We start from the raw sequence: 26,846 nt of genomic DNA on the forward strand, positions 1-26,846 counted from the left end.
ACCCGCCAACCATCGGTGTCCTCTCCGCAAGAGCCAGTGGAAATCCCACAGGGGCACCACTGTGCCTGCCCGCTTACGTAGCGGCTTTCGGTAGCGATGACATTGCCCGCTATTCGCCTATCGTTACTCTCCATCCCGAATCACCGTGTGCTTCGGCGTGGGCATCGGCACATTGCCCTTCCGGTCGCGCCAGAGGATCTGGTTCAGCACGGCTGTATTGGCTTCGTCGGCGTGCGCGAAATTCAGGTCCGCCGATTGCTTCGCCCCAGGATTATTCGGCGGGTTTGTCGCATACAGCAGTCCGTTTTCGAGGTTTTTCCGATCCGCCGTGAACGCCGGTTGGTTCCCCGCCCCGCTGAACAAGTTTATCGGTGCAGCATACGCATCGTTGACGTTCATCGGCGGAAGGCCGAGCAAATCTTCCAGCGTTCGAATCATGTTTACGGTTGTATAGAAGTGATGGTCGATGAACGGATTCGCCGTCGACGAAGGAGAATATTTGCTGATCACTAGCGCAGTCGAGCGATGCGCATCAACGTGATCCGGACCGTCCTGCGCATCATCCTCGAGAATCAGGATCGCAGTGTCGTCCCAATACGGGCTGTGTGACACTGCCTCGACGACTCTTCCTACCGCGAGATCGTTATCCGCGACACTCGCCGAAGGTGTCGGATAACCGACCTTCGTCCCAAGCGTGTGATCGTTCGGCAGTCGCAGGACGATAAGTTCCGGCATTTCCTGTGCGGTCTTGCCGCTCTTGCGCGCACTCACGAACGCATTGAACTCGTTAAGGAACTCGTCGACACGAAGCTGATCCGGATACTCAGTCCGAAAATCAGGATATTTCGGATCGAAGTGCCCGACGAGTTCCGGCTTCGTCGGGACATCCCGCGCGATCATCGGGATTGGCCAGGGCCACGGACTTGGTCCGCCCTTCGGGTCACCCACATTCGGCGGAAGCATTTCGCCCTTTTTGATTTCGTCTGGACCTTCGCACTTCGCCTTCACGCGACCCGTAATCGCGGGGCTTCCGGACCACTCCTGTTCGTTGCACCATTCCGTCGAGATGAACTCGCCGTAATGACGGTAGGTCCGATGATTGCGCGCAACCAAACCCCACAGGAAGCCAGTTCCAGGCTCATTGATGTCGGGAATTCCTTCCTCGATCGGATAGCGATTTCCGACCATTCCTTCGTAGTCGTATTCACGCTGCATACGGCTGTAATCGACCTGGATATTTCGTTCGGTGTAGTCGCTGGTGATCGCCGCAGTCGACCAGTCGTGTCCGTTGCCGCTGACCTCGCCGGAATCGTAGAAGTTGTCGAGCACGCCGAACTGCAGCGCGAGTTTGTGCTGGTTCGGCGTGATGTCCCAACCATACATGGTCAGCGACTTGTCGCCGTCTCCAACTCCGAGATCCCCGAAAATCTGATCGTAAGTCCGATTCTCCTTGATGATGTAGATGACGTGCTTGATCGGTCCACGCGCACGCAGCTTCGTCGGAAGTTTGGCACGCACTGCGGAATGCCAAGCGATCCGAACCGGCTTCTGGCTGATGTAATTTGTCCTTTCAACCTGCTCCGTGAGCGCTTTGCTGTACTTCTCAAGCGTTGAAAGCCCAGTGTGCTGCAACGTGCCATTCAGAAGCGTCTCAATGTAGGGGAACTTCTTACGTCCGTCTTTCGACATTCCAATGTTTGGCCCAGTGCCCACTCCTTTGCCATTCGCGATCAGTACGTCATCGTCATGAACGGCGATTGCCGTTGGATACCACTGGGTGGGAAAAAATGCGGCTGGTTCAATCCCGCGAGGCATTCGTTTCCCCTTCGCATTCATCGCCCCATTCCGTTCATGTGCCTTGCGGAAATCTGCAATTTCCACCGAGGCAATGCCATTGAGTCCTGCGCAGCCAATTAGGAGCACTTGCCCATTTTGTGCGAGCGCAACTGACGTCGGATATGAGCCCATCGCAGTTATCGGCCGTCTTTGTACCTGCGTCCAAATCGTCTCTGCACGGCCTGTCGCGAGGTCCACGCCGTCAAGCTCGCCCAGATTAGAAAGGGCGACAAAGAGGATTTTCTGATCCGGTGAAAGTGTCATCGCGCTGGCGTGAGCCGATGATTCCGTGTTTGTCTCCAGGCTGTTCGGCCCAACCTTCAGGATTCGAGATACTTTTGCAGATTCAAGATCCAACTCAGCCACCGAAGGAGTGTTCCACAAACTCACCCATGCCTTCTTGCCATCCGGCGAGACGATGGTGCTGTGCGGAAAAACAGCCGGCACGAAGTCCTTATTACTGAGGTCGAAGGTTGCAAGAGTCTCTCCGGTAACGGCGTCGAGAAGAATCGCGTTGTCGCTGAGGTTGTCGGCGACGAGCAGGCGATCGTGCGGATGCTCTGCGTCGGGCGGAACCACGGAGATGCCTGAGGGATAGGAGATCGCTTTGCCATCCGGAATCTTCGTATCGCCGTAGGCGAAGCGCTTGCCGGGAGCGAGTTGTTGCAGTGGGATTTTCAGGAAACGCGCAGGTTTGATCTCGCCATTCGCAAATGAGTACACGGCGATTCCGTTGCCGGTTGAACCCTTCCTCATGCCTGCCGGATCCGTGAGTGATGCGATGGAAGCGTAGAGCTCGTCGCCCTTGCTGCTGAAGGCGAGGCCCAGCCAGTAGGTCTGCTTCGACTTGGGCCCGAGGCGAGCGTCTGGAAAATCTCGGATCGTGCGGTTCCGGATGTCATAGATCGCGATCGACTCGTGATGGTCGCTCATCGCGGTTCCGTAGCCCTGGTTGAGGATTGCCGCATAACGGCCGTCGGGCGAGATGACGATGTTCACGGGAAAGCTGTTGAGCTTCAGCGGTGACCCCGGAACCGGTTCCAGCGTCTTGCTCGACGGAAGATTGATGGTTTGGGCGAACAGCGAAGCTGACAGGAATAGGAAGACGATGGCCCGGCGCATAGTGGCAACAGTTTAATTGCGCCATTCGCAATCCGCTATTCGCAAATGCGAGTGCTCGATTAAATTCTGGTGACAGCGTTCTTACGGACATGTTCAATGACGAGCGACACCTCGCGTTGAATGTCGTCATCACCGCAAACAACGATATCGGCGTAAGCGCACGAAGGATAGACGAACTCCCTGGCCATGGGAAGAACCGTAGTCGAGTACTGCTCGAGCACGCTTTCGCGCGTTCGGCCGCGCTCGCGGATATCGCGGTCGATTCTCCGCTCCAGGCAGGTCGTGTCACGCAGATCTACATACACCTTCGTGCCCTCGAGTTTGCGGACTTCTTCCCAGTAAAGTGCGAATAATCCCTCGACGATGATGTAGGACTGCGGGTCCACCCGCTCCGTCTCCTTCCTGCGCGAGTGGATCGTGAAGTCGTAAAGCGGCTTCTCGATCGACTTGCCCTTGGTGAGATCGCGAAGGTTCTCTGTCAGCAGCGCGGAATCGAGCGAATCGGGGCAATCGAAGTTCTGGTGTGCACGCTGGACGAGAGACAGGTGGCGGAGATCGTGGTAGTAAGAATCGAGCCGGAAAATGGCAGCACCGCCGAGTTCGCTGGCAACATGCTCGGCGAGGTAACTCTTTCCAGCGCCGGATGGCCCGGCAATTCCGATGAGGTATGGAGTCAGCTTCTTCGTTCCTCGTTCTTCGCTAAAACAAGATCACGCTAAACAGTCGCGGCAATGCGCGGAATCACTGCGGTCAACAACGCCAGGAATTTGCCGCGCACTCTTGCGCCAACTTCCAATACTTCTTCGTGATTGATCGGCTGATCTAACATTCCCGCGGCCATATTGGTAACGCAGGAGACCGCGAGCACAGTGAGCCCCATGTGCCGCGCCACGATTACCTCCGGTACCGTCGACATTCCCACCAGGTCGGCACCGATGATCCGCAAGTACCGAATCTCCGCCGGGGTCTCGTAACTTGGACCGGATAGTGCAGCATACACACCTTCAAACAGCTCAATCTGCAGGCGGCGAGCCTCGTCGTGCGCGATCTCACGATAACGTTTGCTGTAGGCATCACTCATGTCGTGAAAGCGCAACCCGAAGCGTTCGTCATTCGCGCCAGTCAGTGGATTCGCCCCTTGCAGATTAAGGTGATCGCTCAACAGTACCAGCGCGCCCTGGCCATAGCTTTTGTTGATGCCACCGGCAGCGTTCGTCAGGACAATTGCCTTGAGCCCCATCAAGCCGAACACGCGCACCGGAAACGCCGCCTGCTTCGCCGTATAGCCTTCATACTGGTGAACCCGGCCCTGCATCGCCGCGACCGTTACCTCTCCGAGTTTACCGACGACCAGGCGCCCGGCGTGACCGATCGCAGTCGACCGCGGATAATTCGGGATCGTCTCGTACGGGACAATCAGTGCATCCTTGAGGTCGTTCGCGAAGTCACCAAGTCCGGAGCCCAGCACGACCGCGACTTTCGGCAGGCCCAATGCGGGCCGCTCGGCCAAGCGCGCCAGCACGAAGTCCGCAGCCTGCTTCGCGCGAGTGTATTCGTCGAGTTGATCTTCTTTGCGTTCCACGGCAGTGCTCATAAGAACATCCCGACAATTGCGGCGGACATCAGGTTCGCCATCGTTCCCGCGATCATGGCCCGGAATCCCAACCGCGCTAAATCGCCGCGACGATTCGGTGCTAACGCGCCAAGGCCGCCGATCTGAATACCGATGGAACTGATGTTAGCGAAGCCGCACAGTGCGAACGTCGCGATCGTGAACGACCGCGGATCCAGCGTCCCCTTCATCGGCCCAAGCATCGTGAACGCCACCAGTTCATTCAGAGCCATGCGGGTTCCCAACAGATTGCCGATAACTCTGCAGTCGTGCCACGGAACGCCGATGAGCCACGCCACAGGCGCAAAAACGAATCCGAATATGCTCTCAAGACTGGATGGGAACCAGCGGAAGCCGTGAGCGATGAGCACGTTATGAATCCCACCCAGAATTCCGTTCAAAAGATAGATCAGAGCAAGAAACGAAATCAGCATGGCCGCGACATTGATCGCGAGGCTCAATCCATCACTGGTACCTTTGGCGGTGGCGGCGAGCACGTTTTCATGCTTCTCTTCTTCGTCACGCTGAATGGCGCTCTTGCCCGAAGTTTCAGGGACTTCGGTCTCCGGCACCAGCATCTTGGCGATGGTCAGCGTCCCAGGGGCGGTCATGATTACCGCTGTCAGCAGATGTTTCGCCTCAATGCCGCTCAGGATATATGCGCCCATGATGCCGCCGGAAACGTGTGCCATTCCGGCTGTCATGATGACCATCAGTTCGGAGTTGGTGACGCGCGATAAAAAGGGCCGTATCGTCAGTGGGGCTTCCGTCTGCCCCATAAAAATGCTCGCCGCGACGTCCAGCGATTCAACGCCGCTGACGCCCATCAGCCGCTGCATCAGTTTCGCCGCAATATTAATGACGAACTGCATCACCCCGAAGTGATAGAGGATCGCAAAGAATGCCGCGATGAAGATGATGGTCGGCAGAACCTGAAACGCGAAGATAAAGCCATTCGTCGAGGCTTTCTTTCCGAGTTCGCCAAAGACGAAATTCGATCCGTAAAAGGAGTAATCAAGCAGCTTGTTGATTCCCGCTCCAGCCGCCGTGATCATCTCCCGTCCGTAGGTCCACTTCAGAACCAGGAAGGCGAAGAAGATTTGTAACGTGACTCCGGTTCCTACCGTCCGCCAATTGATCGCACGGCGCTTTGTGGAGAATGCCCACGCCAGGCCAATGATCACAGCCAGGCCCAATAAACCTCTCAGAATCGCCATTCAGTTACCTCTAAACGTTCTTTCCGCGGATGATTTTGTGAATCAGCGGACGCGGTGTGGCGGGCAGATGCTCGCCAATGTGGAAAGCCGCAGCCAGGAGTTCGCGGGCCTCGGCCAGATTGCGTTCGTCGTTGTAATGGATCGTGCAGAGCGTGTCGTTGTTGTGAACAAAATCCCCTACCTTCTTCTGCAGCGTGATGCCGACGGCCGGATCGATCGTGTCTTCCTTCTTCGCGCGGCCTCCGCCGAGCAGCAACGAAGCGATCCCGACCTGCTCGCAAGCGATCGAGGTAATGAACCCTTCCGTTGGTGCGAAGATATTGCCGACCCGTTGCGAACGCGGCAGCTTCCACGGAGCGTCGACAATTTGCGGCTCACCACCCTGCGCAACGATCATCTCTTTGAATTTTTCCAGCGCGCGACCGGTGGCAATGAGATCCCATGCGAGTTTCTTGCCTGCTTCAGGCGAGTCGGCCCTCTCGCCGAGATAGAACATCCATCCGCAGAGTTCGAGCGAAAGAATGCGCAGGTCTTCCGGCCCGCCACCGCGGAGCACCTCAATGCACTCTTCGACCTCAAGCGCGTTACCGACCTTGTTGCCGAGCGGTTGGTCCATGTCTGTAATGAGCGCAACCATGCGCTTGCCCATGTCTGTTCCGACGTCGACCATAAGGCGCGCCAGTGCTTCGGAGTCTTCTTCCTTCTTCATGAATGCGCCGCTGCCGGTCTTCACGTCGAGCACCAGCCCGTCAATCCCCTCGGCCAGTTTTTTGCTCATGATGGACGCACAGATCAGTGGCGGACTTTCTACAGTCCCGGTCACATCACGGAGCGCATACAGTTTCTTGTCGGCGGGCGCAACTTCGGCAGTCTGGCCGATCATTGCGCATCCGACCTTAGTCAAGACTGTTCGGAACTTGTCGAGCGTTAGGTTGACGCTGAAGCCCGGTATAGCTTCGAGTTTGTCGAGCGTTCCGCCGGTATGTCCAAGGCCACGCCCGCTCAACATGGGGACGTAAACGCCTCCGGCGGCGACAACAGGCGAGAGGATGAGTGAGGTTTTGTCGCCCACGCCCCCGGTCGAATGCTTATCGATTTTGCGAGCGGGCAGATCCGAAAAATCGAGGACCTGTCCGGAGTACAGCATCGAGTGGAGCAGCGCCGAAGTCTCGGCGCGCGTCATGCCGCGCAGAAAGGTCGCCATGAGGAACGCGGAAACCTGGTAGTCGGGCACCTCTCCGCGGGTATACGCGGAGATAATGAATTCGATTTCCTGGCAGGAGAGTTCGCGACCGTCGCGCTTCTTCTTAATGAGTTCGACAACAAGCATAAGTCTGGGGCCGCTCAGCCGCACACACGAGAGCGCGAGGCAAACCCCAGGCACTTCTCAGTAGGGTTCCAGCAAACGGCTCAAAGGAGTCTGGCAGAGACACTGTAGCTTAAAGGACATAGGCCATCGTGGAAAGGAAAAAACGGTAGTAATCGCGGGCGGATGGCCATTTCCAAGCTGTCGACTCGGACCCGATTTCGACCACACCCTCTGTGAGCCTCGCCGGCGTTTTCGTTTAGAATGTGCACCATGAAAATCCGCCCTCTGTTGCCCCTGTCTCTCTGCTTTTGTCTCTCCCTTTCAGCTGCGACCGCGCTGTATGCCGGAACGCCGGAAAAAGAGGCGGTTTTAGCTCCTGTGAAAGCGCTGTTTGATGGCATGGCGAAACGCGACGCGGCGGCGGTCAAGAAGCCGTTGCTCGCCGGGGGCTCGATGGTGCTGATGCGCGATGGCAAGCCCGTCCGGATGACCTTTGAAGAATTCGCGGATCGAGTGGCCAAACCCGGAACCACGCGCATCGAGGAGCGAATCCATAATCCGCTGGTGCGCATCGATCACGATCTGGCAGTGGTATGGGCTCCATTCGGATTTCTTGTCGATGGCAAGGTTGACCATTGCGGAACTGACCTGTTCAATCTTGTTCGGACGGACGGTGAGTGGAAAATCGCAAGTGTCGCCGATACGGGGCGAAAGGATTGCCCGATCACACCGCACAAAGCCAAATAGTTCACGACGAAAAGTGTTTGCGGAAATCCCGGAATGTCCTGCCTGTAATCACATTCCACGGCGCTCCCCGTATTCCGTCCCGTATCCCCCGGATGTCACAGATTCCCAAAACGGGAACGACGCATCCTGCGGGTCATCGTCCTTTCGAGAAGCTACATGTGAGTCGCGTCACCGAATTCAGTCACACTCTTCTTAAATACTTTGCAAGTTCGTCATTTCTCTCTGAGCGACTGTGGCTGCGGGAAAGCTCGTCGTAGGGCTACGCGTTCTTTGGGCTCTGGGGTTCCGGTTGCATGGGGTCGAACCGCGGTGTAGTTAGGAGTTCTCTAGGAGTTTCTGTACCGGGATGGGTATCGGCGGCAACGCGATCATTGTTCTCGGTACTGATGTTATTCCTCTCCATCTACTGCCTGCTGGCGTACTTACCCGATACCTACTACATGCTCATCAGGGCTCCGTACCTGGTCTGGCTGCCCTGGCTGATTCGATTCCAACCCTGGATTTTCAGCGTCCTTGCAGTTTCTCTATGTGTCGTCTTGTTCCTGGAAGGAAAGCAACATGTACGCAGATTGCTAATCGAATTTACGCTGGTGCTTCTGGCAGCTGCCGTATTGTTTTTTGTGACCGAACCCCTGGCTCATATTCAGAACGATTCTCGCAGTTTTATCTGGAGCTTAGTACTGCTGTTTCCGGTACTCTTCCTGGGAACTCTAGATATTGCCGCGGATTGGAAGCTAATTGAGGCGGCTAACCAGCAACCACCACGGCGGTTAGGATTTGTGGTCCCACTGCTTGTTGCGGGCGCTGTCGGAATCGTCGACCCGGGTACGTCGATCCTTCGTTCCTTACAAAGCAGTTCCGCGTTTCATATTGTTGCACGGGACATTTGGGCGTGGCTCCTCGCGGTGGCGGCAGATCTCCTGCTTTGCGTATTCCTGGTAAGCCTGTACAACCTTCCCGAGTCGCTGCACTTGTCACGCCGCCCAGTCTTGCGGTTTGTCGTATACAGGTTGGTGACGTGGATCTTGCTTGATCGTCTTCTCCAGAACGTCATCCTGGATTCACTGCCATTCCACAGCATACCGTCTCAGCTCTATTCAGGTACGCTTGCTCTCACATCGGTGATATTCGGCGGGTCAGAACGGATTCTGCTTCCGGATATACGGGCATGGCGACACAGGTTTGTCGAGCAGAAGAAAACTCGGGTGCTAATAGGCTTGGGATGCGTCCTCGTGGCTTTGGCTTATGTTGTGCCGGCATTGATCGGCTTGCTTGATTGGAATTACTTACTTGAGAAGATGTGGACCTTGATACTGTGGACCGGGGCGATTATCACAGCTGTTTTGTGGCGAAGAATGCGGTCGCCGCGGCCGTATCCTGCGCTCCCAATCGTGTGCATTCTCGTTATCAGCCCCTTGCTGTACGTCTACGCCCTGGCGCCCTCAACTCATCGAACTGAGACATCCGATGTCTCGATGGGAATGAGCGTCGCTCTTGCGCAACACGTGAGTTTGGACACATCGTACAGGGTAGTTGAGGAGCTGTGGGCATGGCGAAGGGAGTCGTGGCCTTGGCGGCACGAAAATACCTGTGATGAACTTTGCCATTTCCTGCTTGCACATAGCAATCTAGCGCGAACAGTAAAGGCGACAGCGGTTGACGTAAAGCTGGTGGAGAAACTGGAGCCTACTTCGATCAAGAAACCGAACATATTCGTCATTGTGATCGATAGTCTGCGCCAGGACTACGTCTCTGCCTACAATCCGGCGGTCACCTTCACGCCCGAGATTGGAAAATTCGCGGCTGAAAGCACAGTATTTCGGAATGCCTTCACACGGTATAACGGCACAGCACTGTCCGAACCTGCGATCTGGGCAGGAGCGATGTTGCTGCACAAGAAGTCCTACCTGCAGCCCTTTCACACCCTCAACGGAATGGAGAAACTGCTGGATACGGACGATTATCAACGCTTTATAAGCGTGGATATCCCGGTTTTACAGGTTGTGCTGCAGCGGACGCCGGACCTGGTGCCCTTGGATGAGAATGTGAAGGTCTGGACACAGGAAGACGTCTGTTCGACGGAACTCGACGCCGAAAACAAAATTAATCGCCGAGCGGATAGGCGACCGATATTCATGTATGCCCAGCCTCAAAATCTGCACGCGATCACTCTCTCCGGGTTGGGTCCCTACCGAAATCCTAGAAAGCCGTATCCCGGCTTCATGCCGAAGGTAGCCTCGGAATTGGAGCGTGTCGACGGGTGCTTCGGCAGGTTCATCCACTACCTGAAGTCGTCCGGCCTCTATAACAACAGCATCGTCGTACTCACGTCCGATCATGGCGATTCGTATGGAGAATATGGACGACTGGGACATGCGTGGACCATGAACCCTGAGGACCTGCGGATTCCGCTCATTATTCATCTTCCGGAGAAGATGAAGAGCACCTATTACCATGATCCCGATCAGATCGCATTCAACATCGATATCACGCCGACGCTCTATTACCTGTTGGGGCATGGACCCGTCGTGAACGACCCACGCTTTGGACGGCCGCTCTTCACCAAAACGCCAAAAGAAGCAGAAGCGTACCGGCGCGACAGCTATCTTGTGGTTAATACTTACACGCCGATTTATGGACTTCTAAGTAACAATGGAAAAAGCCTGTTCATTGCCAACCCGCTTGACTATACCAACGGGTATTTCGACCTGGAAAAGGATCCTTTTGGAGTCGTCAATCGATTGAATGACAAGATTCTGATTACCGACCAGGAACTCATCCACGATGACGTGCAGCAGATCGGAAAGCTCTATCACTTCGAATTGCACGAGCCAACCTTCATGGAGTGGCTCACGCACTAGTGAAACCTTCCACACACTGAAGCGCGTGGTTATACATGGTTGCGACCGCTCCAAGGGCTGAACTGCGGCACGGCCCGCATTCATGGCAGTCACTTCATAAAATTTGCTGAGGCGCTCCCACGCCGAATCGTGGTATAAGTCCCGAAATGTCCCAACAGCCAGGCTCTTTCCGGCTCTTCCGCGTTGCAGGTATTACCGTTTATCTGCATTCGTTGTGGTTTGTCGTCGCGGTCTTTGAGATCAGCGCTCGAAAGAACTACTACTCCTCCATATCCTGGAACATCGCCGAATATCTCGGACTCTTCTTGATCGTGCTGCTGCACGAGTTCGGCCATGCGCTCGCCTGCAAGCAGGTTGGCGGCAGCGCCGACCGAATCCTCTTGTGGCCTCTGGGAGGCGTGGCCTACGTCTCACCGCCAGAGCGGCCCGGCGCAACCTTGTGGAGCATCGCCGCAGGCCCACTCGTCAACGTAGTGATTGCCGGGATCCTCTTCGCTGTCCCTTATGTCGACCCGTCACTGCTGTCGACTCCGGGCGACATGCGTCTCTTCATCCGGTCCATCACTCTCATCAACTGGGTGCTCCTCGTCTTCAATCTTCTTCCGGTGTACCCGCTGGATGGCGGTCAGATCCTGCGCTCGCTTCTCTGGTTCGTGTTCGGACGCGCGCGCAGTCTCAGCATCACCGCATGGATCGGCTTCGCGGGCGGCATCGCGCTATTAGCCCTTGCTCTCAAAGCGGGATCGGTCTGGCTCGGCGCCGTCGCCTTATACATGCTGTTCAGGTGCTGGCGTGGAATGCAGGGCGCTCGCGCGCTCGCGAAACTGGAGAGCCTGCCTCGCCGCCCGGATTTCGCCTGCCCGTCATGCACGCAATCACCGCAAATCGGCGACTTCTGGAAATGCAGGTGCGGCACGCGCTTCGACACGTTCGCTACTCAGGCTACATGCCCGCAGTGTGGCACACAGTACCCCAGGACGACGTGTTTCAACTGCCGAACCCAGCACCCGATCGAGGAGTGGAGGCGATTGTCCGCCGCGAGTTCATCAGCGTAGGTCGGACGTCCGGCGGGGAGTGTCCCGGTCCGGGACTTTTTGTAGACCCACCCCCTGTTTTCGCCTCCGCCTGTTTTCAGCGGCTTACGGAAATTTCCGCTGCAAAATATTGAGAGGGAAGAACTTAAATCTGAAAACCCGATGAGGATCTTTGTTTTCAGGGTTTTGCGACGGAAAAATGTGCGTTTGGGCTGCGTGCCCGGGGTGGAAAACCCCGGGTGAGCGTCGGGCCGGAGCCGTGGAACCCACATCTGTGGACGCACATCTGCTGACCACGACAGATGTGGGGCACCGGTCGACAAGCCAGTTCTCAGTTGCCGGTTCTCGGTTCTCAGATGAGGGGTACCGGGGCAGTCGTAAGACAAGCCACGCCATCGGCACACGTAAACGTGTGCCGCTTCCAGTTCGATGCGCGAGTTGAGAAAGATCAAAAGCAACGGCGCCCACGGAGGGCGCCGTCGTTGGACTTATCCATGATCAGGATAGAGGGTGGTGAGGAACGGTGTCTGTGATGTAAAGGAAAAAAGTTTTGGGCGATTCCCAAAACGGGAATTCGAAGTTGTGAAATTGGGGAATGTTCCGTCTGGCCCGCATTCCGCTGTCCTTCACCGGATGGCGGCTTTTACTTTTGCATTAGTTGGCGAATTAGCTTTCGCATTTCGACTGGAGAATAGCGGTCACTCCAAGTCGCGGTCTCTTTTCCACTCCGGTCAGTTTCTATGATGAGGTCATCCACCAAACGGGCAAGAAGCCACGGATTGTGACCGCATCTAATCTCGCCTCTCCACTTCGATCCCTCCAGAATCATGAACTCTGCCGGGTATTGCTGTTTCGCCTTACGCAATCTCCAAGCGACCTTTTCCACTGACAAGTGCGCGCCTGTGATAGAGCAGTTCAACTATCTCCCGCACGCGGTCGGCAGAAATGCGCGGGTCGAGAATCTCTGCGACCTTGTCCTCTCGCTTCGCGTGCTCCCCAATCCATTCCCACGTAACAAGCCACGCCTTCAGTCCTTTGTGCTTTTTCATTTGGCTGATGGCCACTCCTTCCCTTGTACCCTACCCTTCTCCCGCGCAGTCCAGCGGGAGAGGGTGGGGCTGTTCTTCTGTTCTATCATTCGGGATTTCTGGCCCCCATTCCTCAAGCTCTGGCAATCAACCTGGCGTGCTGCGCGCTGTCATGGCGTGCCCATTTTCGGTATGCGGATAGCGCGAGCAGGAGGGCATTGACTACGATCCAGGCTGCCGTCAGAGCCTGCGCAAGCAGCAAATTGCTGATGTCGAGATCAAACTGGAACTGGGCTTGCCGGACCTTCCACGCTCCGTTCTCGTTTACCATTACCCCCGTCAGCCGCAGGGGCAAAACCAGATAGCGCGAAAGATCAAACTTGACCGAGCCGACGGTAGCAAACCAGGCCACGTTTCCCACCGCCGAGATCTGGGTTTGGTCGAGGCGGAAGCGGCAATCGCCCCAGGATTCCCAGTCTTCCCGGATTAACTTGGTGACCTCAGGGTAGCCCACATAGATCTCCCCGGGCATGGTGCCGAGGACCACTGGTCGTTCGCGCGAAAACACGCCGTCCATGTACGTATCTAATTGCTTCACATCGCGCCGGGTGTAGCCCTCCTGGAATTTTTGCAATTGATTGAGCACTGAAGTCCGGACTTCCGGCGTAGCGTTGCCCCATTCCGGAGCAGCGCGCCATGCGCCCTGGTTTGGGGTATAGAGATTCCAGAGCAATACGAAAAGCAGAACGCTGAACAGCAACATGAATGCCCGCTTTATGATCGGCATTTGCTTTCCTCCTCACAGTAGAGTCCGAGGCGCCGGTTTTGCCGGGTGCTCGACCGTTGAACCGCTGACCGGCCCGACTGTAGCACTGTGTCAGCACGAAGCAACCGAAATCAATGCAGACGGGGCACCCATAGACGAGGCGCCCAAAGTTAATGTTGGCTGTTACAATCGCCTGCTCCGGTCCGTTAGCGGTCGCGGCTCGGGCCACGAGCGGAGAGGGATAGGAAGATGGATACGGGACTTCGGAATCGTGTCGCGCTGGTTGCGGCCTCCAGCCAGGGATTGGGCAAGGCGGCGGCCGAGGCCTTCGCGGCCGAGGGCTGCCGGCTAGCGCTGTGTGCTCGCAACGAGCAGCAGATTCAGAAAGTTGCCGAATCGATTCGCCAGAAACACGGCGTTGAAGTTCTAGCCCGGCGAGTGGATGTCTCGGAGTTCGACGCGGTCGACAGGTTCGTCCAGGAGGTCGCAGGGCATTTCGGCCAGCTCGACATCTGCGTTACCAACGCTGGAGGCCCGCCCGCAAAAGGGTTCCTCGCCACCACCATGGACGACTGGATGGCCGCTGCGCGGTTGAACCTGCTCAGCACGGTTGCCTTCGCGCACGCGGCGATTCCGCACATGCAGAAAAGGCATTGGGGGCGTTTCATTACGATCACCTCGGTTTCGGTTCGGCAGCCGGTTCCCGATCTCGTGCTGTCGAACTCCATCCGGGCCGGTGTCGTCGGACTGCTGAAGAGCCTGTCGAACGAATTCGGAAAAGACGGGATTTTGTTCAACAACGTAGCTCCGGGTTTTACCGCGACGGACCGGTTGAAAGATCTCGCCGCGGCGCGATCGAAGGCGAGCGGCAAAACGCAGCAGGAAATCTTCGACGGTTGGGCAGCGGACAGCGCGCTGAAACGGCTCGGCGAACCCGAGGAGGTTGCGGACGCGATCGTGTGGCTCGCCTCGGAACGCGCTTCCTGCATAACCGGGCAAACGTTGCTGGTGGATGGCGGAACGTATCGCGGGCTGTAAGGTGCAAGGTGCAAGGCACAAGACATTGGAAGAGAAGGATTTGATCTTTATGTTGAAACATATCTCCTGGGATTCGGTACCGATTGAACAGTTGAATCCGCTACTGCAGCGGCATTTTGTCGTTGGCGAAAACGTGATGATCGCGCGCGTTCTGCTCAAGAAAGGTTCGGTCGTGCCGCGGCATAGCCATCACAATGAGCAACTCACGTACATCCTCGAAGGAGCGCTGAAGTTCTTCATCGACGGCAAGGAGATCGTGGTTGGCGCGGGAGAGGTGCTGTGCATTCCGCCGAACATGCCGCACGAAGCCCTGGCGCTGGAAGACACCGTGGATCTCGATATTTTCAATCCGCCGCGCAAGGACTGGATCGAGAAGAACGACGAGTACCTGCGGTCGGAGGCCGAGGCGCTGAACAAGGTTGGGGAGCGGTGAAGGTAATCTGTCGTCGCTGAAGCGACTCTGTGGCGGTCGCGATGCGAGTTCCCCGCACTTACGTGCGGGGCTACGTTCTCGGACCACGTCATTGACGTCTCACACGGACTCTTACGTGCGGGGCTGATTTCTAGAATCACGCCTTCGTTGTAGACGTGGGCTTTCGCGTGCCGACCTTTTTCTAAAACCGAATAGAGATTCCCTAGCCCGCGGCGGCGACCGGTTGCAGCAGGCCGGCTCCTTTCGCGATCTTTTCCAGTTTCGCGCGCGTTTCCGGTTTTACGCGCAGCATGGGCAGGCGGTAGTTCTCCTCGATGCGGCCCATCATGGCGAGCACGCACTTCACGGGCATCGGATTGGATTCAAGGAAGTTGGCCTGCATCAGCGGGAGGAATTTGCGGTGGAGCTTGCGCGCGCTGGTCCAGTCGCCAGCGAGGGCTGCGCGCGTCATTTCCGCCATCTCTTTAGGAATTTCGTTGGAGGCGACGGAGATGATGCCGGAGCCGCCGAGCGAGATGACGGGCAGCGTGACGGCGTCGTCGCCGCTGAAGACGAGGAAGGATTCGGGGACGGCGTTGAAGACGTCGGCGATTTGCGAGAGGTTGCCGCTGGCTTCCTTGACGGCGATGATATTCGGGATCTGCGCGAGGCGGCCCAGCGTGGCCGGTTCGATGTTGGCGGCGGTGCGGCCGGGCACGTTGTAGAGCACGAGCGGCTTGTCGACGGCTTCGGCGATTGCCTTGAAGTGCTGGTACTGGCCTTCCTGCGTGGGCTTGTTGTAGTAGGGCGAGGCGGTAAGGATGGCGTCGACGCCGGGGATGGCGGCCACGGTGCGAGCGCGCTCAACGGCTTCGGCCGTGCAATTCGAAGTCGCACCGGCGACGATGGGAACGCGCCCATTCACAACTTCAATAGTTATTTCGATGACGCGGAGCCACTCGTCTCGGGTGAGCGTAGGCGTCTCGCCGGTGGTTCCGCAAGGGACGAGAAAGTCGATTTTCGACTCGACCTGCCATGCGACGAGGGAGCGTAGAGATTTTTCGTCGATGGAGCCGTCGCTGAGAAATGGGGTGACGATCGCGGTGCCGCAGCCACGTAGTTTCATAGGAGAATCCCCGAGAAGAATTGGGTCTAGTTTACGGGAAATTGCGGAAATTGACGATTGACGATTTCCGCATTGACGATTGAAAAGAGAATGACGAAATGACGAATGTCGGAATGACGAACAGAAGATCGTGCCATGAAAGGCTGAACACAAGGTCCTTCGGCTCCGTTCAGGATGACACTTCCGTTGTTATTTCACAGTTGGTCGAAGATGCTGGCGAAGTCGTAGAAGCCTTTTTTGCCGGCGATCCACTCGGCGGCTCGGACGGCGCCTAGGGCGAAGCCGCGACGGTTCTTGGCGTCGTGGGTAAGAAGAATGCTGTCTTCAGGCGAGTCGAGCAGGACGACGTGCATTCCGATGGTTTCGCCCTCGCGTACGGAGGTGATCTCGAGTTTTTTCCCGGCGGCGCGCTCGATCAGCTTCTGGATCATCACCGCGGTCCCGGAGGGCGCGTCCTTCTTATGAACATGGTGACGCTCCATGATGGAGCCGTGGTATCCGTAATTGAGCGCGGCGGCGGCCATGTGCGCAATGTGGAAGAAGAGGTTCACGCCGATGGAGAAGTTCGAGGCCCAGACGAGCGCGATGCCGGAGTCTTCGACGAGGCGCTGCACGCGGTCGAGGTCCTTGTACCACCCGGTGGTGCCGACGACGATGTTGGCGCCGGCTCGGGCGCATGCTTCCATGTTGGGAATGACGGCTTCGGGCGTGGTGAAGTCGATGACAGCGTCGACGCCGGTAAGAGTGTCGCTGGTGAGGGCTGCGCCGTTCTTGTTCTCGGCGGAAGAGACGACGAGAACGCTGTGTCCGCGCTCACGGGCGATCTGCTCGACGAGCGAACCGGTTTTGCCGTGGCCGAGGAGAACGAGGTTCATGGGGATCCTTTCGCAATTCGCTATTCACCATTCGCAAAAGCTTAAACCCGCAGCGCTATTCGCGACTCGAGATTAGCAAAACTCAGTCCGCGAAGATCTCGGGGTCGGGCGCGGAGAAGAAACGTTTGTGCAGGCGGCGGACGGCTTCGGGTACGTCGGCTTCGTCGATCACGAAGGTGATGTTAATTTCCGATGCGCCCTGGGAAATCATGCGGACGTTGATGTCTTCGAGCGCGCTGAAGACCTGCGCGGCTACGCCCGCCTTCTCTCGAATGTTCTCGCCGACGAGGCAGACGATGGCCTTGCGACCGGAGTATTTCACGTCGGCGATGGCTTCGAGATCGGCGGCGATGTCGGGGATGGCCTCGTTGGAATCTACCGTGAGCGAGACGCTGACCTCGGAAGTGGAGACTACGTCGACAGCGCAACGGTGCTTGTCGAAGATTTCGAAGATCTGGCGCAGGTAGCCGTGAGCCATCAGCATGCGGGTGGCGACGACGTCGACGATGGTGATGCGCTTCTTGGCGGCGATGGCTTTGAAGATGCTGTTGGAGTGCGGCGCGCGAGAGACGATGAGCGTGCCTTCGCAGTCAGGGTTGCGCGAGTTCAGCACCCGGACCGGAATATCTTTTTGGACGGCGGGGAGAACCGTCGCGGGGTGCAGGACTTTGGCGCCGAAGTAGGCGAGTTCAGCGGCCTCTTCAAAGCTGATGACCTTGATGCGTTTGGCGTCAGGACAGAGATTCGGGTCGGTCGTGAGCATGCCGTCGACGTCGGTCCAGATTTCGATCGCGCTGGCGTGAAGGGCTGCGCCGAAGAGAGCGGCGGAGTAGTCGGAGCCGCCGCGACCGATGGTCGTCTGCACACCTTGTTTCGTCGCACCGATGAAACCGCCGAGAATGGGAACGCCGCCGGCGTCGACCACGGGCTTGATCAACTGCTTGGCGCGATCGTCGATTTCCTGCACTTGCGGAACGGCCTTGGTGTGCTGCGCGTCGGTGATCATCACTTCGCGAGAGTCGACGAGAACGGCATTCAGGCCGCGGGCGCAGAAAGCGGCAGTGCAGATCTTGCTGGAGAGGCGCTCGCCGTAGCTGACGACGTAATCGGACGTTCGGGGCGTGAGTTCGCCGACGGCGGCGATGCCGCGAAGAAGTTCGTCGAGATTATTGAACTCCTCTTCGAGTTCGGCGTGGAACTGGGTGAAAATGCCGGTGCCGAGCAGTTCGCCGGCGGTGCTGTAGTGGCGCTCGCGCAGGCCGCGAGAGAGTTCGAGGGCGCGGTCGCGATCTCCGGATCCGGCGGCGCGGGCCATGGCAAGCAAGGTGTCGGTGACCTTGGCCATGGCGCTGACGACTACGACCGGCTTGCGGTCGAGGCGTCCGCGAACGATTTGACAGGCGCGATCGATGGCCTCGGCATCCATGACCGAGGTTCCACCGAATTTCATTACGAGCATAGACTCTGATCAATAGACCCGACATCTGCTAACCCACATCTGCTGACAGCGGCGGATGTGAGGGCACGGGATGTGGGGCACCGGCGGTGATTATCATTTTCAGACTAGCACGATGCAGTTGGCTCGCGTAATGACCAAAGCGGTGTGAATTCAGGTTCGCAAGCTTCATCAGCGCGCCTGGATTCGCATCTTCATTCCATACTTCGGGCGCAGGGTAAACAGCGGTTCGGGTTCAACAGGATGGCCGGGGACGAGATCCATCTTCCAGCGTTGCGCGAAGGTAGCGAGGACGAGGATACCTTCCATCCAAGCGAAGGCTTCGCCGATGCACTGGCGCGGTCCCATGCCGAAGGGGAAATAAGTGAAGCGCTGGCGAGATGCTTTGGCCTCGGGCGTGTGGCGAAGGGGATCGAAGCGCAAGGGATCGGGGAAGAAGCGTGGATCTCGTTGCAGAACGAACTGGCTCATGAGGACGGTGGTGCCCTTCGGCAGCCGGTAGGGACCGAGTTCGAAGTCGGCAATCGCTTCCCTGCCCATCGCCCATGCGGGAGGATAAAGACGCATCGATTCGGCCAGCACCATCTCGGTGTAGCACAGGCACGGGAGGTCGTCGTAGGTCGGCAGGCGACCGCCGAGGACCTCGTCGATTTCGGCGTACATCTTGTCGCGCGCGTCTGGGTTTTGGGAAAGCAGGTACCAGGTCCAGGTGAGCGCGATGGCCATGGTTTCGTAGCCAGCGAGAAAGACGGTGACGACCTGGTCGCGGAGGTCGGATTCGGTCCAGCCCATCTGCTGCTGAGCGGAAAGCATGAGGTCGAGCAGGTCGGGAGATTCGGATAAAGGTGCGTTGCGATGTTCGGCAATCATGCGGTCCAGGGTTCTGTGCAATCGGCGGCGGGCCAGCAGAAACTTGTGCAGGGGTGTGAATGGCAGGTGGATGAGATATTTCACGCCGGGCATCAGAACCATCGCGTGGTAGACGTTCATGATATCCGCCACCCCGGCGTTTAGCGCTTCGATGTCATCGCCCAATTCAGTTCGGAACAATGTCTCGCCCACCGTGCCAAGGGCGAGCTTCATCATGTCCTGATAAATGTCGCGTTCGCCTTCGTGCCACTGGTCGCGAACCCGGGCGGCGCGGCGGACGATGGTCTCCGCGTATGCGGGGACCTGCTGGCGGTGGAACGCGGGTTGCGCGACCTGGCGCTCCTTGCGATGGGCGGCGCCATCGACGGTGATCATCCCTTCGCCGAGCAGCAGCTTGGAGCGACGCTGAGTACGTTCTTTCACGAAATTCGCATGCTGCACGATGAGTACGTCGCGAATGTACTCGGGGCTGTTCAGGAAGATGACGTGGTCATTGCGAACCTTGTAATGGGCGATGTCGCCGTACTTCGCCGCAAGGTTCTGAAAATGGATGATCGGATTGACGAGGCGGCGGTGCTTTAGGGCCTGCCAGGCGAGATTGTTCGGCATTCCGGGAGGGAAGCGGTAGCCAGAGGGTTGGGGAAGTTGGAGTTCGGTTGCTGACATTAATTCGATTGGATGACATTGGTCGGCTAAAGCTTCGGGCTGTGAGCGCTCAGCAATCAACATTCAGCGGGAAGGTTCGGTGGCGCTGCCGCGAGTCGTGACCAATGAGCAGAACAGACCCGCATCCGCACTGATTACTGAGTGCTGAATGCTCAAAGGTGCATGGTATGGTTTGCCCTTTAGTAAACCCCTAAGTGTCTGTCCTTCATTGCGTTCGCGGTAGGGGCGTGTTACTTTCCGGTCACCTGCTGAGGATTCGGATAACACGATGCACATTGACGATCTACTGCGTATCGCGATGGAGCGCAAGGCCTCCGACTTGCATTTGAAGGTCGGGAACTACCCGCACATCCGCGTCGACGGTGAACTGGTTCCGCTGAGCGACCACCCGCGCGTGAGCGCCGAGGACATGCTGAACATGGCCTTCAGCATGATGTCGAACCGGCAGAAGCAAAAGTTTAAGGAGTCGGCCGAACTCGATATGGCCTATGGGGTCGCCGGGTTGGGCCGGTTCCGCGTGAACGTTTTTCAGCAGCGCGGGAACGTCGGACTCGTACTCCGCATGATTCCAACGAAGATCCGCTCGCTCGACGAGTTGTACCTGCCCACCATCATTGAAAAGATTTGCGACGAGTCGCGCGGGTTGGTGCTGGTCACGGGCGTTACGGGTTCCGGTAAATCGACCACGCTAGCGGCGATGATCGACCGCATCAACTCGATGCGACCGGAGCACATTATCACCATCGAGGACCCGATCGAATTCCTGCATCGCGATAAAAAGGGTTTCGTCAACCAGCGCGAAGTGGAAGTGGATACGCCATCGTTCGGTTCAGCATTGCGCGCCAGCTTGCGCCAGGACCCCGACGTGATTCTGGTTGGCGAAATGCGCGATTTGGAAACGATCCAGACCGCGCTGCACGCGGCCGAAACCGGCCACATGGTGTTCTCGACGTTGCACACTTTAGACGCAGTGGAAACGATCAACCGCATCATCTCTGTCTTTCCGCCCCCGGAGCAGAAGCAGATTCGCCTGCAACTCGCGGCAACTCTGCGCGGCGTCATCAGCCAGCGCCTGGTAAAGCGCTCGGACGGTGCAGGGCGAGTTCCCGCGGTCGAGGTGCTGATCTCAACGGCGTATATTCGCGAGTGCATCATTACGCCCGAGAAGACGCGCGGAATCAAAGATGCGTTGGCGCAGGGCACCTCTCAGTACGGCATGCAGACCTTCGACCAATCCCTCTACGATCTTTTGCAGCAAGGATTGATCAGCTACGAAACGGCGCTGGAGAATGCGTCGAACCCGGACGATTTCAAGTTGCGCGTACAAGGAATTTCAGGAACGGCGGAATCGACGCGCGAGATGGAGGGCTCCGGAATCGGCGGATTGGGCCACGGCGCATCGCGGTTCTGAATCTTGCAGAAGCAGAAGAGGCGGACAACTCTGTCCGCCTCTCTTTGTGCAACACGCGAAAGTGAACTCTCTTCCTCCGTCTCTGTAAAACCTTTTGACGGTGAAAGCACTCCTAACAAGTACCAACAAATTCATGCAACGCGAGAAGTCGTTTGCGTGAATGTCCCGCACGGTCCCCCTTCCCCGTTAGCTGGACACCCAAATTCGAAAGGAGTCTCTGTGAAGAAAGTCGCCTTCTTCGTTCTTCTGCTCACCCAATTTTCCGTTCTGGCACTGGCGCAGAGTTCAGGTGCATCGACAACGTCAGAACAGAACGGCTCGGCTGAGGCATACTTCGGCTTCGCTCACGTGACGGGCGACCTTGGCCAGAATGGATGGGAACTCTCCGGTGCGAAAAATTTCAACCAGTACCTTGCGGCCGAAGCGGATTTCACGGGCTCGTATGGCAATACCTCGATTCTCACTACCACCTTCAAGCAACATCAATATTCGTTCCTGTTTGGTCCGAAGGTGATGTTTAACTTGGAGAATACGGACAGATGGACGCCATTCGCACATCTTCTATTCGGCGTAGGACACATGGGGCTCGACTCTAATGTCCCGGGCGTTACGGATGGAGACACGTCTTTTGCGTGGGCGCTCGGTGGGGGCATTGATTACAACATCACCCATAACATTGCGGCGCGCGGCAAAGTCGATATCTTCCACACGGACTACTTCGGTACCGGCGACGCGCATGCGCGCTACGGATTTGGACTCGTCTACAAGTTCGGGCGCTGAACACGATCGGGATGGGCAAGCGCGGAGCGGTTCACGTCCGCGCCCTTGCGCCTTTTAGCCGGTCACGATAATTTGACGGGATGGCCTTCCGCCGCTCCCGAACCGCAAAAACGTACGACGAGAATTCGCTCTACGAGTACGCTGTAGGCGCGCTAAGCCGCAAAATGCGCACGGTCGCTGAAATCAAGCGCCTTATGCGACAACGTGTACACGCGCAGTCTGATGGGGCCGAACTCATAGAGAAAGTGATTGAGCGGCTGAAACAGCTGCGCTATCTCAACGACACGCAGTATGCGACCTCCTACTCGCAATACCGGCAAGAGAATGAGAAGTTCGGCCGGATGCGAGTAGTGCAGGACCTGAAAGCCAAAGGTGTTCATTCGGACGTAATAGATAAGACCGTGGCGGCAGCGTACTCGGGCGTGAACGAGGAGAAGCTGGCGCGGGATTTCCTGCAGAAGAAGCGCGCGAAGAAGCCGAGGGATCAGAAAGAATCCGCTCGGCTCTTCCGCATGCTGGTTCGGGCGGGGTTCAGTTCGCGCGCCATCTTCAAGGTCCTGAAATCCTGGGACGTCGAAGACGAGACGCTGAGCGCGCTGGAGCAGGAGCGGGCGGACGCAGAACTCGCAGCGCAGGCGGAGCGGGACGAATGAGCCCGCGCCAGCCGGATTTCACCGAAGCCGTCGAGCACCTCAAGAACGCCGATCCGAAGCTGGCAGAGCTGATCGAGCGCGTCGGTCCGTGCACGATGCAGATACGGCATCATCACAGCATCTTCTATACGCTGATGCGGGCAATCACTTACCAGCAACTCGCGGGAGCGGCAGCGGCAAAAATCCTGGCGAGAGTGGAACTGTGCTGCTCCGGTAACGGGACTCAGCCGACGCCGGAGCAGGTGCTGGCGGCCTCGGACGAGGCGCTGCGTGGGGCAGGACTATCCCGAAACAAAATGGCGGCGATCCGCGATCTCGCGACGAAGACTCTGGACGGAACCGTGCCGGAACTCTCGGCAATTCGCTCAATGAATGATGAAGAGATCATTGAGCGCATTACCCAAGTGCGGGGAATCGGGCGCTGGACCGTGGAGATGCTGCTGATCTTCCGGCTAGGCCGACGTGACGTATTGCCCGTGGACGACTACGGCGTTCGCAAAGGCGCGCAGGTTACGTATCGCATGCGCAAGCTGCCGAACAAAGAACGCCTGACGAAAGTCGCGGAGAAGTGGCGGCCCTGGAGGAGTATCGGAAGTTGGTATATGTGGCGCGCGCTGGAGATCAAGACGGTGGGAGAGAAGTAAAAACGTGGTTCGTGCAGCGTGACTCGAACTGCGGCGTAAGTGAGACCCTCCCGCCACCGTGGGGCGGAACCGCTATTTCAGAGTCACGTCGAATTTCGCTTTACTGTTGCGTCGGGTCGTAGGGGAGAGTCGTGGCCGCCGTTCCGTTCGAGACGTCGAAGGTGATGGGGCGCTTGGGGACTTCGGGCAAATTGATGATGCTGGCGCGGCCATCGGAGTCGGTGCGGATTTCGAGATCGAGTTTGTGCCAGCCAAAGGCGCCATAGCGAATCAGGGTGTGAATGCGGGCGTTGTAGATCGGCTTTCCGGATGAATCCATCACATGAAAATCGGCTGCGCAGGAGCCGAGGTCGGCGCTGATTTTAGGAGCATCGGCGGCCATCGCCGAAAGCGAGAGCACAAGTAACAGGGCAAGAGTTCGCATCGAAGTCATCGTAGCACTCTAACGAGCATGCGTTAAACGGCACTGTCGGGCCGAATGTTAAAATCGAAGGTTCGAGACCTGGTGCGCGAACGAGACGTTCGCGCCACTGCCGGCGAGACGTCGGCGCTACGAAAGACCCTCTCTTATGCTTAGCGGCAACGAAATTCGTCGCATGTTCCTGGACTTCTTTGTCCAAAAGGGCCACAAGGAAGTCCACTCGTCTTCGCTTGTTCCGGCAAACGATCCGACCCTGCTCTTCACCAACGCCGGAATGAATCAATTCAAGGACGTTTTCCTTGGGCTCGAGAAGCGCGATTACTCGCGAGCGACCACGTCCCAGAAGTGCGTGCGCGCCGGCGGCAAGCACAACGATCTGGAGAACGTGGGGTTCACGAACCGTCACCATACGTTCTTCGAGATGCTGGGCAATTTCAGCTTCGGCGATTACTTCAAGAAGGACGCCGTCGCCTACGCGTGGGAACTGGTGACCTCGCCGAATTGGTTCAACATTCCGGCGTCGAAGCTCTTCGTCACTATTTTCAAGGGCGAGAACGGGGTTCCGCGCGATGAAGAGGCTTACGGGCATTGGGTCGCGCAGGGAGTGGAGAAGAGCCGCATCTACGAGATGGGGATGAAGGACAACTTCTGGGCAATGGGCGACACGGGGCCGTGCGGGCCGTGCTCGGAGATTCATTTCGACATGGGAGCGATCGCCAGCAGCGAAGGCCACACCGATTGCGAGTTCGGGTGCGAATGCGGGCGATACGTCGAGATCTGGAACCTGGTTTTCATGCAGTTCGACCGCGATGCGAGCGGGAAGTTGAACCCACTGCCGAAACCGTCGATCGATACCGGAGCGGGCCTGGAGCGCGTGACGGCGGTGATGCAGGGCGTAGTTTCGAATTACGAAACCGATTTGTTTATCCCGCTAATCAAGCGGGCGGCGGAGTTGACCGGGGTATCGCTGGCGAAGGAAGACAAGCGCGAGGATGAGGAGATCAAGACGCATACGGGCGCGGCTTCGCTGCGGGTAATTGCAGATCATGCTCGGGCGGCGACGTTTTTGATTGCCGATGGAGTGCTGCCGGCGAATGAGGGTCGCGGGTATGTGCTGCGGAAGATCATTCGGCGCGCGATTCGGCATGGGCGTCTGCTGGGGCAGAACAGGCCGTTCCTCTTCGAGATGGTCCACGCAGTGCGCGACGAGATGCAGGGCGCGTATCCGGAGCTAAAGGAAGCGGCGGAACGGGTTTCAAAGGTCGTGCATACGGAAGAGACGCGGTTCGCGCACACGCTGGATATCGGGTTGAAGCGACTGGAAGACGACCTTGCGCCGCTGGTGAAGACGAGGCAGGAGCATCCGTCAGCACGCGCGATGTACTCGGGCGAGAAGGCGTTCAAGCTGTACGACACGTTTGGTCTGCCGTTGGACTTCATGGTGGACGCGGCCCGTGACCAGGGGATTCTGTTCGACCAGCCCGGATTCGATCGCGCGATGGAAGAGCAGCGCTCGACCGCACGGGCTAGTTGGAAGGGCGCGGCGAAGCAGACGGCTAATCCGGCGTATAGCGCGTTGCCGGCGAGCGTTTTCGAGGGCTATCGGCAGACGGAGTCAGACGATTGCGAGGTGCTGGCCATCATCAAGGGCGGTACCGGCGCACGCGAGCTGAAACCTGGCGAAGAGGGCGAGGTCATTCTCGATCACACGCCGTTCTACGCCGAGGCTGGCGGGCAGGTCGGGGATCGCGGGTGGCTGTACAGCGGAGACCGCACTGTTGTGGTTGCGGAGGTTACGGGCGTGCATTACCCGGTTCAGGGCGTTCGCGCGCATACGATCATTGCGCGGCAACCTATCGTCGTCGGCGACAAGGTAGACGCGGTTGTCGATACCGAGCGCCGCGAGGCGACCATGCGTCACCACACCGGCACGCACCTGTTACATGCGGCGCTGCGGAACGTGCTGGGAACGCATGTGAAGCAGGCTGGGTCGCTGGTCGATCCGGAGCATCTGCGCTTCGACTTCTCGCACTTCACCGGCGTGGCGGATTCGGAGCTGCAGGACATCGAGGACCTGGCGAACAAAGAGGTCCTGAAGAACGATCGCGTTGAGGTGATCGAGGATGTGCCGATTGATGTGGCGGTCAACGAGTATCACGCGATGGCGCTGTTCGGCGAAAAGTACGGCGACAAGGTGCGCGTGATCCGGATCGGCGATTTCTCGACCGAGCTTTGCGGCGGCACGCACACAAAAGCCACGGGCGAGATCGGGCTGATCAAGGTTCTGAGCGAAGGTTCGGTTTCGAGCGGCGTGCGAAGACTCGAAGCGGTGGCCGGAGAGGTCTCACTGCTCCACTTCCGCAAGGATCATGAACTGGAAGGCGTGGTGTCGTCGCTGGTGGGACGCAAGAGCGAGGGGTCACCGGCTGAGGCGCTGCGGGCGGAGTTGGACAAGCGCGAGGAAGAACTCAAGCGCCTGCGCAAGGAGCTCGAGCAGGTACGAATGAAGTCGGCGGCATCGTCGGTGGCTTCGGCGGATCAGAACGCGCGGACCGTGAAGGGCGTGAAAGTGCTGGCCCAGCGTGCGGACAACCTCGAGCGCCCACAACTGCGCACATTGGTCGATAACCTGCGCAACAAACTTGGCTCCGGCGTGGTCATCATCGGCTCGGTCGCCGACGGCAAGGTGGCGATCATCGTCGGGGTGACGAAAGACCTCACCGATAAGGTGCCGGCTGGAAAAGTTGTCGGACAGGTTGCGAAGGTTGTCGGCGGGTCGGGCGGTGGAAGGCCGGACCTGGCGGAAGCGGGTGGGAAGAATCCTGAGGCGCTGGATCAGGCGCTGAGGGAGAGCTACGGGGTTGTGGAGAGCATGCTGTGAGCCCGATTGACGATTGACGATTTTCTCATTGACGATTGAAACCCAAAACCAAGTAGTTCAATCGTCAATGTTGAAATCGTC

General features: G+C 57.9%; 22 protein-coding genes. 10 read left to right on the plus strand and 12 right to left on the minus strand.

Annotated elements, in window-relative coordinates; translation table 11 throughout:
- Positions 1–123 precede the first annotated feature (123 nt).
- Genes ROO76_14095 through ROO76_14115 form a run of 5 tightly spaced genes read right to left on the minus strand, consistent with a single transcriptional unit; the run spans position 124 to position 7,117 of the window.
- Positions 124–2,958: a phosphoesterase gene (locus ROO76_14095; GenBank protein ID MDT8069294.1), complete on the minus strand. Its 2,835-nt coding sequence runs from the start codon at positions 2,956–2,958 to the stop codon at positions 124–126.
- A gap of 59 nt (positions 2,959–3,017) precedes the next feature.
- Complete coding sequence (gene udk / locus ROO76_14100) at positions 3,018–3,635, minus strand: uridine kinase (protein MDT8069295.1); 618 nt, start codon at positions 3,633–3,635, stop codon at positions 3,018–3,020.
- Between the two features lie 38 nt (positions 3,636–3,673).
- Complete coding sequence (locus tag ROO76_14105) at positions 3,674–4,552, minus strand: purine-nucleoside phosphorylase (protein MDT8069296.1); 879 nt, start codon at positions 4,550–4,552, stop codon at positions 3,674–3,676.
- Positions 4,549–5,787 (minus strand): nucleoside transporter C-terminal domain-containing protein, encoded by a 1,239-nt coding sequence (locus ROO76_14110; protein MDT8069297.1) that lies wholly within the window; start codon positions 5,785–5,787, stop codon positions 4,549–4,551. Before ROO76_14110 ends, ROO76_14105 begins: the two co-directional genes overlap by 4 nt.
- Before the next feature lie 10 nt (positions 5,788–5,797).
- A complete protein-coding gene (locus ROO76_14115) occupies positions 5,798–7,117 on the minus strand; it encodes a thymidine phosphorylase (GenBank protein MDT8069298.1) in 1,320 nt (439 codons plus the stop codon).
- Between the two features lie 249 nt (positions 7,118–7,366).
- Between ROO76_14115 and ROO76_14120 the strand changes: the two genes are divergently transcribed.
- The 3 genes from ROO76_14120 to ROO76_14130 all read left to right on the plus strand — a co-directional run bounded on the left by ROO76_14120 (position 7,367) and on the right by ROO76_14130 (position 11,759).
- Positions 7,367–7,843: a nuclear transport factor 2 family protein gene (locus tag ROO76_14120; GenBank protein MDT8069299.1), complete on the plus strand. Its 477-nt coding sequence runs from the start codon at positions 7,367–7,369 to the stop codon at positions 7,841–7,843.
- Positions 7,844–8,229: 386 nt separating this feature from the next.
- Complete coding sequence (locus tag ROO76_14125; GenBank protein MDT8069300.1) at positions 8,230–10,704, plus strand: sulfatase-like hydrolase/transferase; 2,475 nt, start codon at positions 8,230–8,232, stop codon at positions 10,702–10,704.
- A gap of 146 nt (positions 10,705–10,850) precedes the next feature.
- Positions 10,851–11,759, plus strand: coding sequence for a M50 family metallopeptidase (locus ROO76_14130; GenBank protein MDT8069301.1), 909 nt, complete (start codon positions 10,851–10,853; stop codon positions 11,757–11,759).
- Positions 11,760–12,595: 836 nt separating this feature from the next.
- On the opposite strand, the gene ROO76_14135 is transcribed toward ROO76_14130, so the two are convergent.
- Positions 12,596–12,787 carry a hypothetical protein gene (locus ROO76_14135; protein ID MDT8069302.1) on the minus strand — a complete coding sequence of 64 codons (192 nt, stop codon included), beginning with the start codon at positions 12,785–12,787 and terminating at the stop codon, positions 12,596–12,598.
- A gap of 112 nt (positions 12,788–12,899) precedes the next feature.
- The gene (locus tag ROO76_14140) at positions 12,900–13,553 is read right to left on the minus strand and encodes a nuclear transport factor 2 family protein (protein ID MDT8069303.1); all 654 of its coding nucleotides are present in this window, start codon (positions 13,551–13,553) and stop codon (positions 12,900–12,902) included.
- A gap of 228 nt (positions 13,554–13,781) precedes the next feature.
- On the opposite strand from ROO76_14140, the gene ROO76_14145 reads away from it, so the two are divergent.
- Together ROO76_14145 and ROO76_14150 are read left to right on the plus strand one after the other, a co-directional pair.
- Positions 13,782–14,570, plus strand: a complete 789-nt coding sequence (locus tag ROO76_14145; protein ID MDT8069304.1) for an SDR family oxidoreductase — start codon at positions 13,782–13,784, stop codon at positions 14,568–14,570.
- Positions 14,571–14,619: 49 nt separating this feature from the next.
- The gene (locus ROO76_14150; protein MDT8069305.1) at positions 14,620–15,003 is read left to right on the plus strand and encodes a cupin domain-containing protein; all 384 of its coding nucleotides are present in this window, start codon (positions 14,620–14,622) and stop codon (positions 15,001–15,003) included.
- A 202-nt stretch (positions 15,004–15,205) separates the two neighbouring features.
- On the opposite strand, the gene dapA is transcribed toward ROO76_14150, so the two are convergent.
- The 4 genes from dapA to ROO76_14170 form a co-directional block, all read right to left on the minus strand.
- On the minus strand, positions 15,206–16,108 hold the full coding sequence (gene dapA, locus ROO76_14155; protein MDT8069306.1) for a 4-hydroxy-tetrahydrodipicolinate synthase: 903 nt from the start codon (positions 16,106–16,108) through the stop codon (positions 15,206–15,208).
- Positions 16,109–16,302: 194 nt separating this feature from the next.
- Positions 16,303–16,983: a 4-hydroxy-tetrahydrodipicolinate reductase gene (dapB, locus tag ROO76_14160; protein MDT8069307.1), complete on the minus strand. Its 681-nt coding sequence runs from the start codon at positions 16,981–16,983 to the stop codon at positions 16,303–16,305.
- A gap of 82 nt (positions 16,984–17,065) precedes the next feature.
- The gene (gene lysC / locus ROO76_14165; protein MDT8069308.1) at positions 17,066–18,442 is read right to left on the minus strand and encodes a lysine-sensitive aspartokinase 3; all 1,377 of its coding nucleotides are present in this window, start codon (positions 18,440–18,442) and stop codon (positions 17,066–17,068) included.
- A gap of 168 nt (positions 18,443–18,610) precedes the next feature.
- The gene (locus ROO76_14170) at positions 18,611–19,975 is read right to left on the minus strand and encodes a cytochrome P450 (protein MDT8069309.1); all 1,365 of its coding nucleotides are present in this window, start codon (positions 19,973–19,975) and stop codon (positions 18,611–18,613) included.
- A 268-nt stretch (positions 19,976–20,243) separates the two neighbouring features.
- Here ROO76_14170 and ROO76_14175 point away from each other — a divergent pair, with 268 nt between their 5' ends.
- The 4 genes from ROO76_14175 (at position 20,244) to ROO76_14190 (ending at position 23,463) form a co-directional block, all read left to right on the plus strand.
- On the plus strand, positions 20,244–21,386 hold the full coding sequence (locus ROO76_14175; protein ID MDT8069310.1) for a type IV pilus twitching motility protein PilT: 1,143 nt from the start codon (positions 20,244–20,246) through the stop codon (positions 21,384–21,386).
- Positions 21,387–21,605: 219 nt separating this feature from the next.
- On the plus strand, positions 21,606–22,166 hold the full coding sequence (locus ROO76_14180; GenBank protein MDT8069311.1) for an outer membrane beta-barrel protein: 561 nt from the start codon (positions 21,606–21,608) through the stop codon (positions 22,164–22,166).
- Between the two features lie 80 nt (positions 22,167–22,246).
- Positions 22,247–22,819 carry a regulatory protein RecX gene (locus ROO76_14185; GenBank protein MDT8069312.1) on the plus strand — a complete coding sequence of 191 codons (573 nt, stop codon included), beginning with the start codon at positions 22,247–22,249 and terminating at the stop codon, positions 22,817–22,819.
- Entirely contained in the window at positions 22,816–23,463 is a 648-nt protein-coding gene (locus ROO76_14190; GenBank protein ID MDT8069313.1) for a DNA-3-methyladenine glycosylase, read from the plus strand. Before ROO76_14185 ends, ROO76_14190 begins: the two co-directional genes overlap by 4 nt.
- Positions 23,464–23,563: 100 nt before the next feature.
- On the opposite strand, the gene ROO76_14195 is transcribed toward ROO76_14190, so the two are convergent.
- A complete protein-coding gene (locus tag ROO76_14195; GenBank protein MDT8069314.1) occupies positions 23,564–23,887 on the minus strand; it encodes a hypothetical protein in 324 nt (107 codons plus the stop codon).
- A 145-nt stretch (positions 23,888–24,032) separates the two neighbouring features.
- Here ROO76_14195 and alaS point away from each other — a divergent pair, with 145 nt between their 5' ends.
- Positions 24,033–26,765: an alanine--tRNA ligase gene (gene alaS, locus ROO76_14200; GenBank protein MDT8069315.1), complete on the plus strand. Its 2,733-nt coding sequence runs from the start codon at positions 24,033–24,035 to the stop codon at positions 26,763–26,765.
- Positions 26,766–26,846 lie beyond the last annotated feature (81 nt).

The organism is Terriglobia bacterium (assembly GCA_032252755.1).
In the GTDB taxonomy this organism is placed as follows: domain Bacteria; phylum Acidobacteriota; class Terriglobia; order Terriglobales; family Acidobacteriaceae; genus JAVUPY01.

Bases quoted from the DNA above. Each gene is read 5' to 3' on its own strand.
- alaS (MDT8069315.1), top strand. From the start codon at position 24,033: ATGCTTAGCGGCAACGAAATTCGTCGCATGTTCCTGGACTTCTTTGTC.
- ROO76_14130 (MDT8069301.1), top strand. From the start codon at position 10,851: ATGTCCCAACAGCCAGGCTCTTTCCGGCTCTTCCGCGTTGCAGGTATT.
- ROO76_14140 (MDT8069303.1), bottom strand. From the start codon at position 13,553: ATGCCGATCATAAAGCGGGCATTCATGTTGCTGTTCAGCGTTCTGCTT.
- dapA (MDT8069306.1), bottom strand. From the start codon at position 16,108: ATGAAACTACGTGGCTGCGGCACCGCGATCGTCACCCCATTTCTCAGC.
- ROO76_14095 (MDT8069294.1), bottom strand. From the start codon at position 2,958: ATGCGCCGGGCCATCGTCTTCCTATTCCTGTCAGCTTCGCTGTTCGCC.
- lysC (MDT8069308.1), bottom strand. From the start codon at position 18,442: ATGCTCGTAATGAAATTCGGTGGAACCTCGGTCATGGATGCCGAGGCC.
- ROO76_14195 (MDT8069314.1), bottom strand. From the start codon at position 23,887: ATGCGAACTCTTGCCCTGTTACTTGTGCTCTCGCTTTCGGCGATGGCC.
- ROO76_14120 (MDT8069299.1), top strand. From the start codon at position 7,367: ATGAAAATCCGCCCTCTGTTGCCCCTGTCTCTCTGCTTTTGTCTCTCC.
- ROO76_14145 (MDT8069304.1), top strand. From the start codon at position 13,782: ATGGATACGGGACTTCGGAATCGTGTCGCGCTGGTTGCGGCCTCCAGC.
- ROO76_14135 (MDT8069302.1), bottom strand. From the start codon at position 12,787: ATGAAAAAGCACAAAGGACTGAAGGCGTGGCTTGTTACGTGGGAATGG.
- ROO76_14170 (MDT8069309.1), bottom strand. From the start codon at position 19,975: ATGTCAGCAACCGAACTCCAACTTCCCCAACCCTCTGGCTACCGCTTC.
- dapB (MDT8069307.1), bottom strand. From the start codon at position 16,983: ATGAACCTCGTTCTCCTCGGCCACGGCAAAACCGGTTCGCTCGTCGAG.
- ROO76_14175 (MDT8069310.1), top strand. From the start codon at position 20,244: ATGCACATTGACGATCTACTGCGTATCGCGATGGAGCGCAAGGCCTCC.
- ROO76_14125 (MDT8069300.1), top strand. From the start codon at position 8,230: ATGTTATTCCTCTCCATCTACTGCCTGCTGGCGTACTTACCCGATACC.
- ROO76_14115 (MDT8069298.1), bottom strand. From the start codon at position 7,117: ATGCTTGTTGTCGAACTCATTAAGAAGAAGCGCGACGGTCGCGAACTC.
- ROO76_14190 (MDT8069313.1), top strand. From the start codon at position 22,816: ATGAGCCCGCGCCAGCCGGATTTCACCGAAGCCGTCGAGCACCTCAAG.
- ROO76_14150 (MDT8069305.1), top strand. From the start codon at position 14,620: ATGTTGAAACATATCTCCTGGGATTCGGTACCGATTGAACAGTTGAAT.
- ROO76_14105 (MDT8069296.1), bottom strand. From the start codon at position 4,552: ATGAGCACTGCCGTGGAACGCAAAGAAGATCAACTCGACGAATACACT.
- ROO76_14185 (MDT8069312.1), top strand. From the start codon at position 22,247: ATGGCCTTCCGCCGCTCCCGAACCGCAAAAACGTACGACGAGAATTCG.
- ROO76_14110 (MDT8069297.1), bottom strand. From the start codon at position 5,787: ATGGCGATTCTGAGAGGTTTATTGGGCCTGGCTGTGATCATTGGCCTG.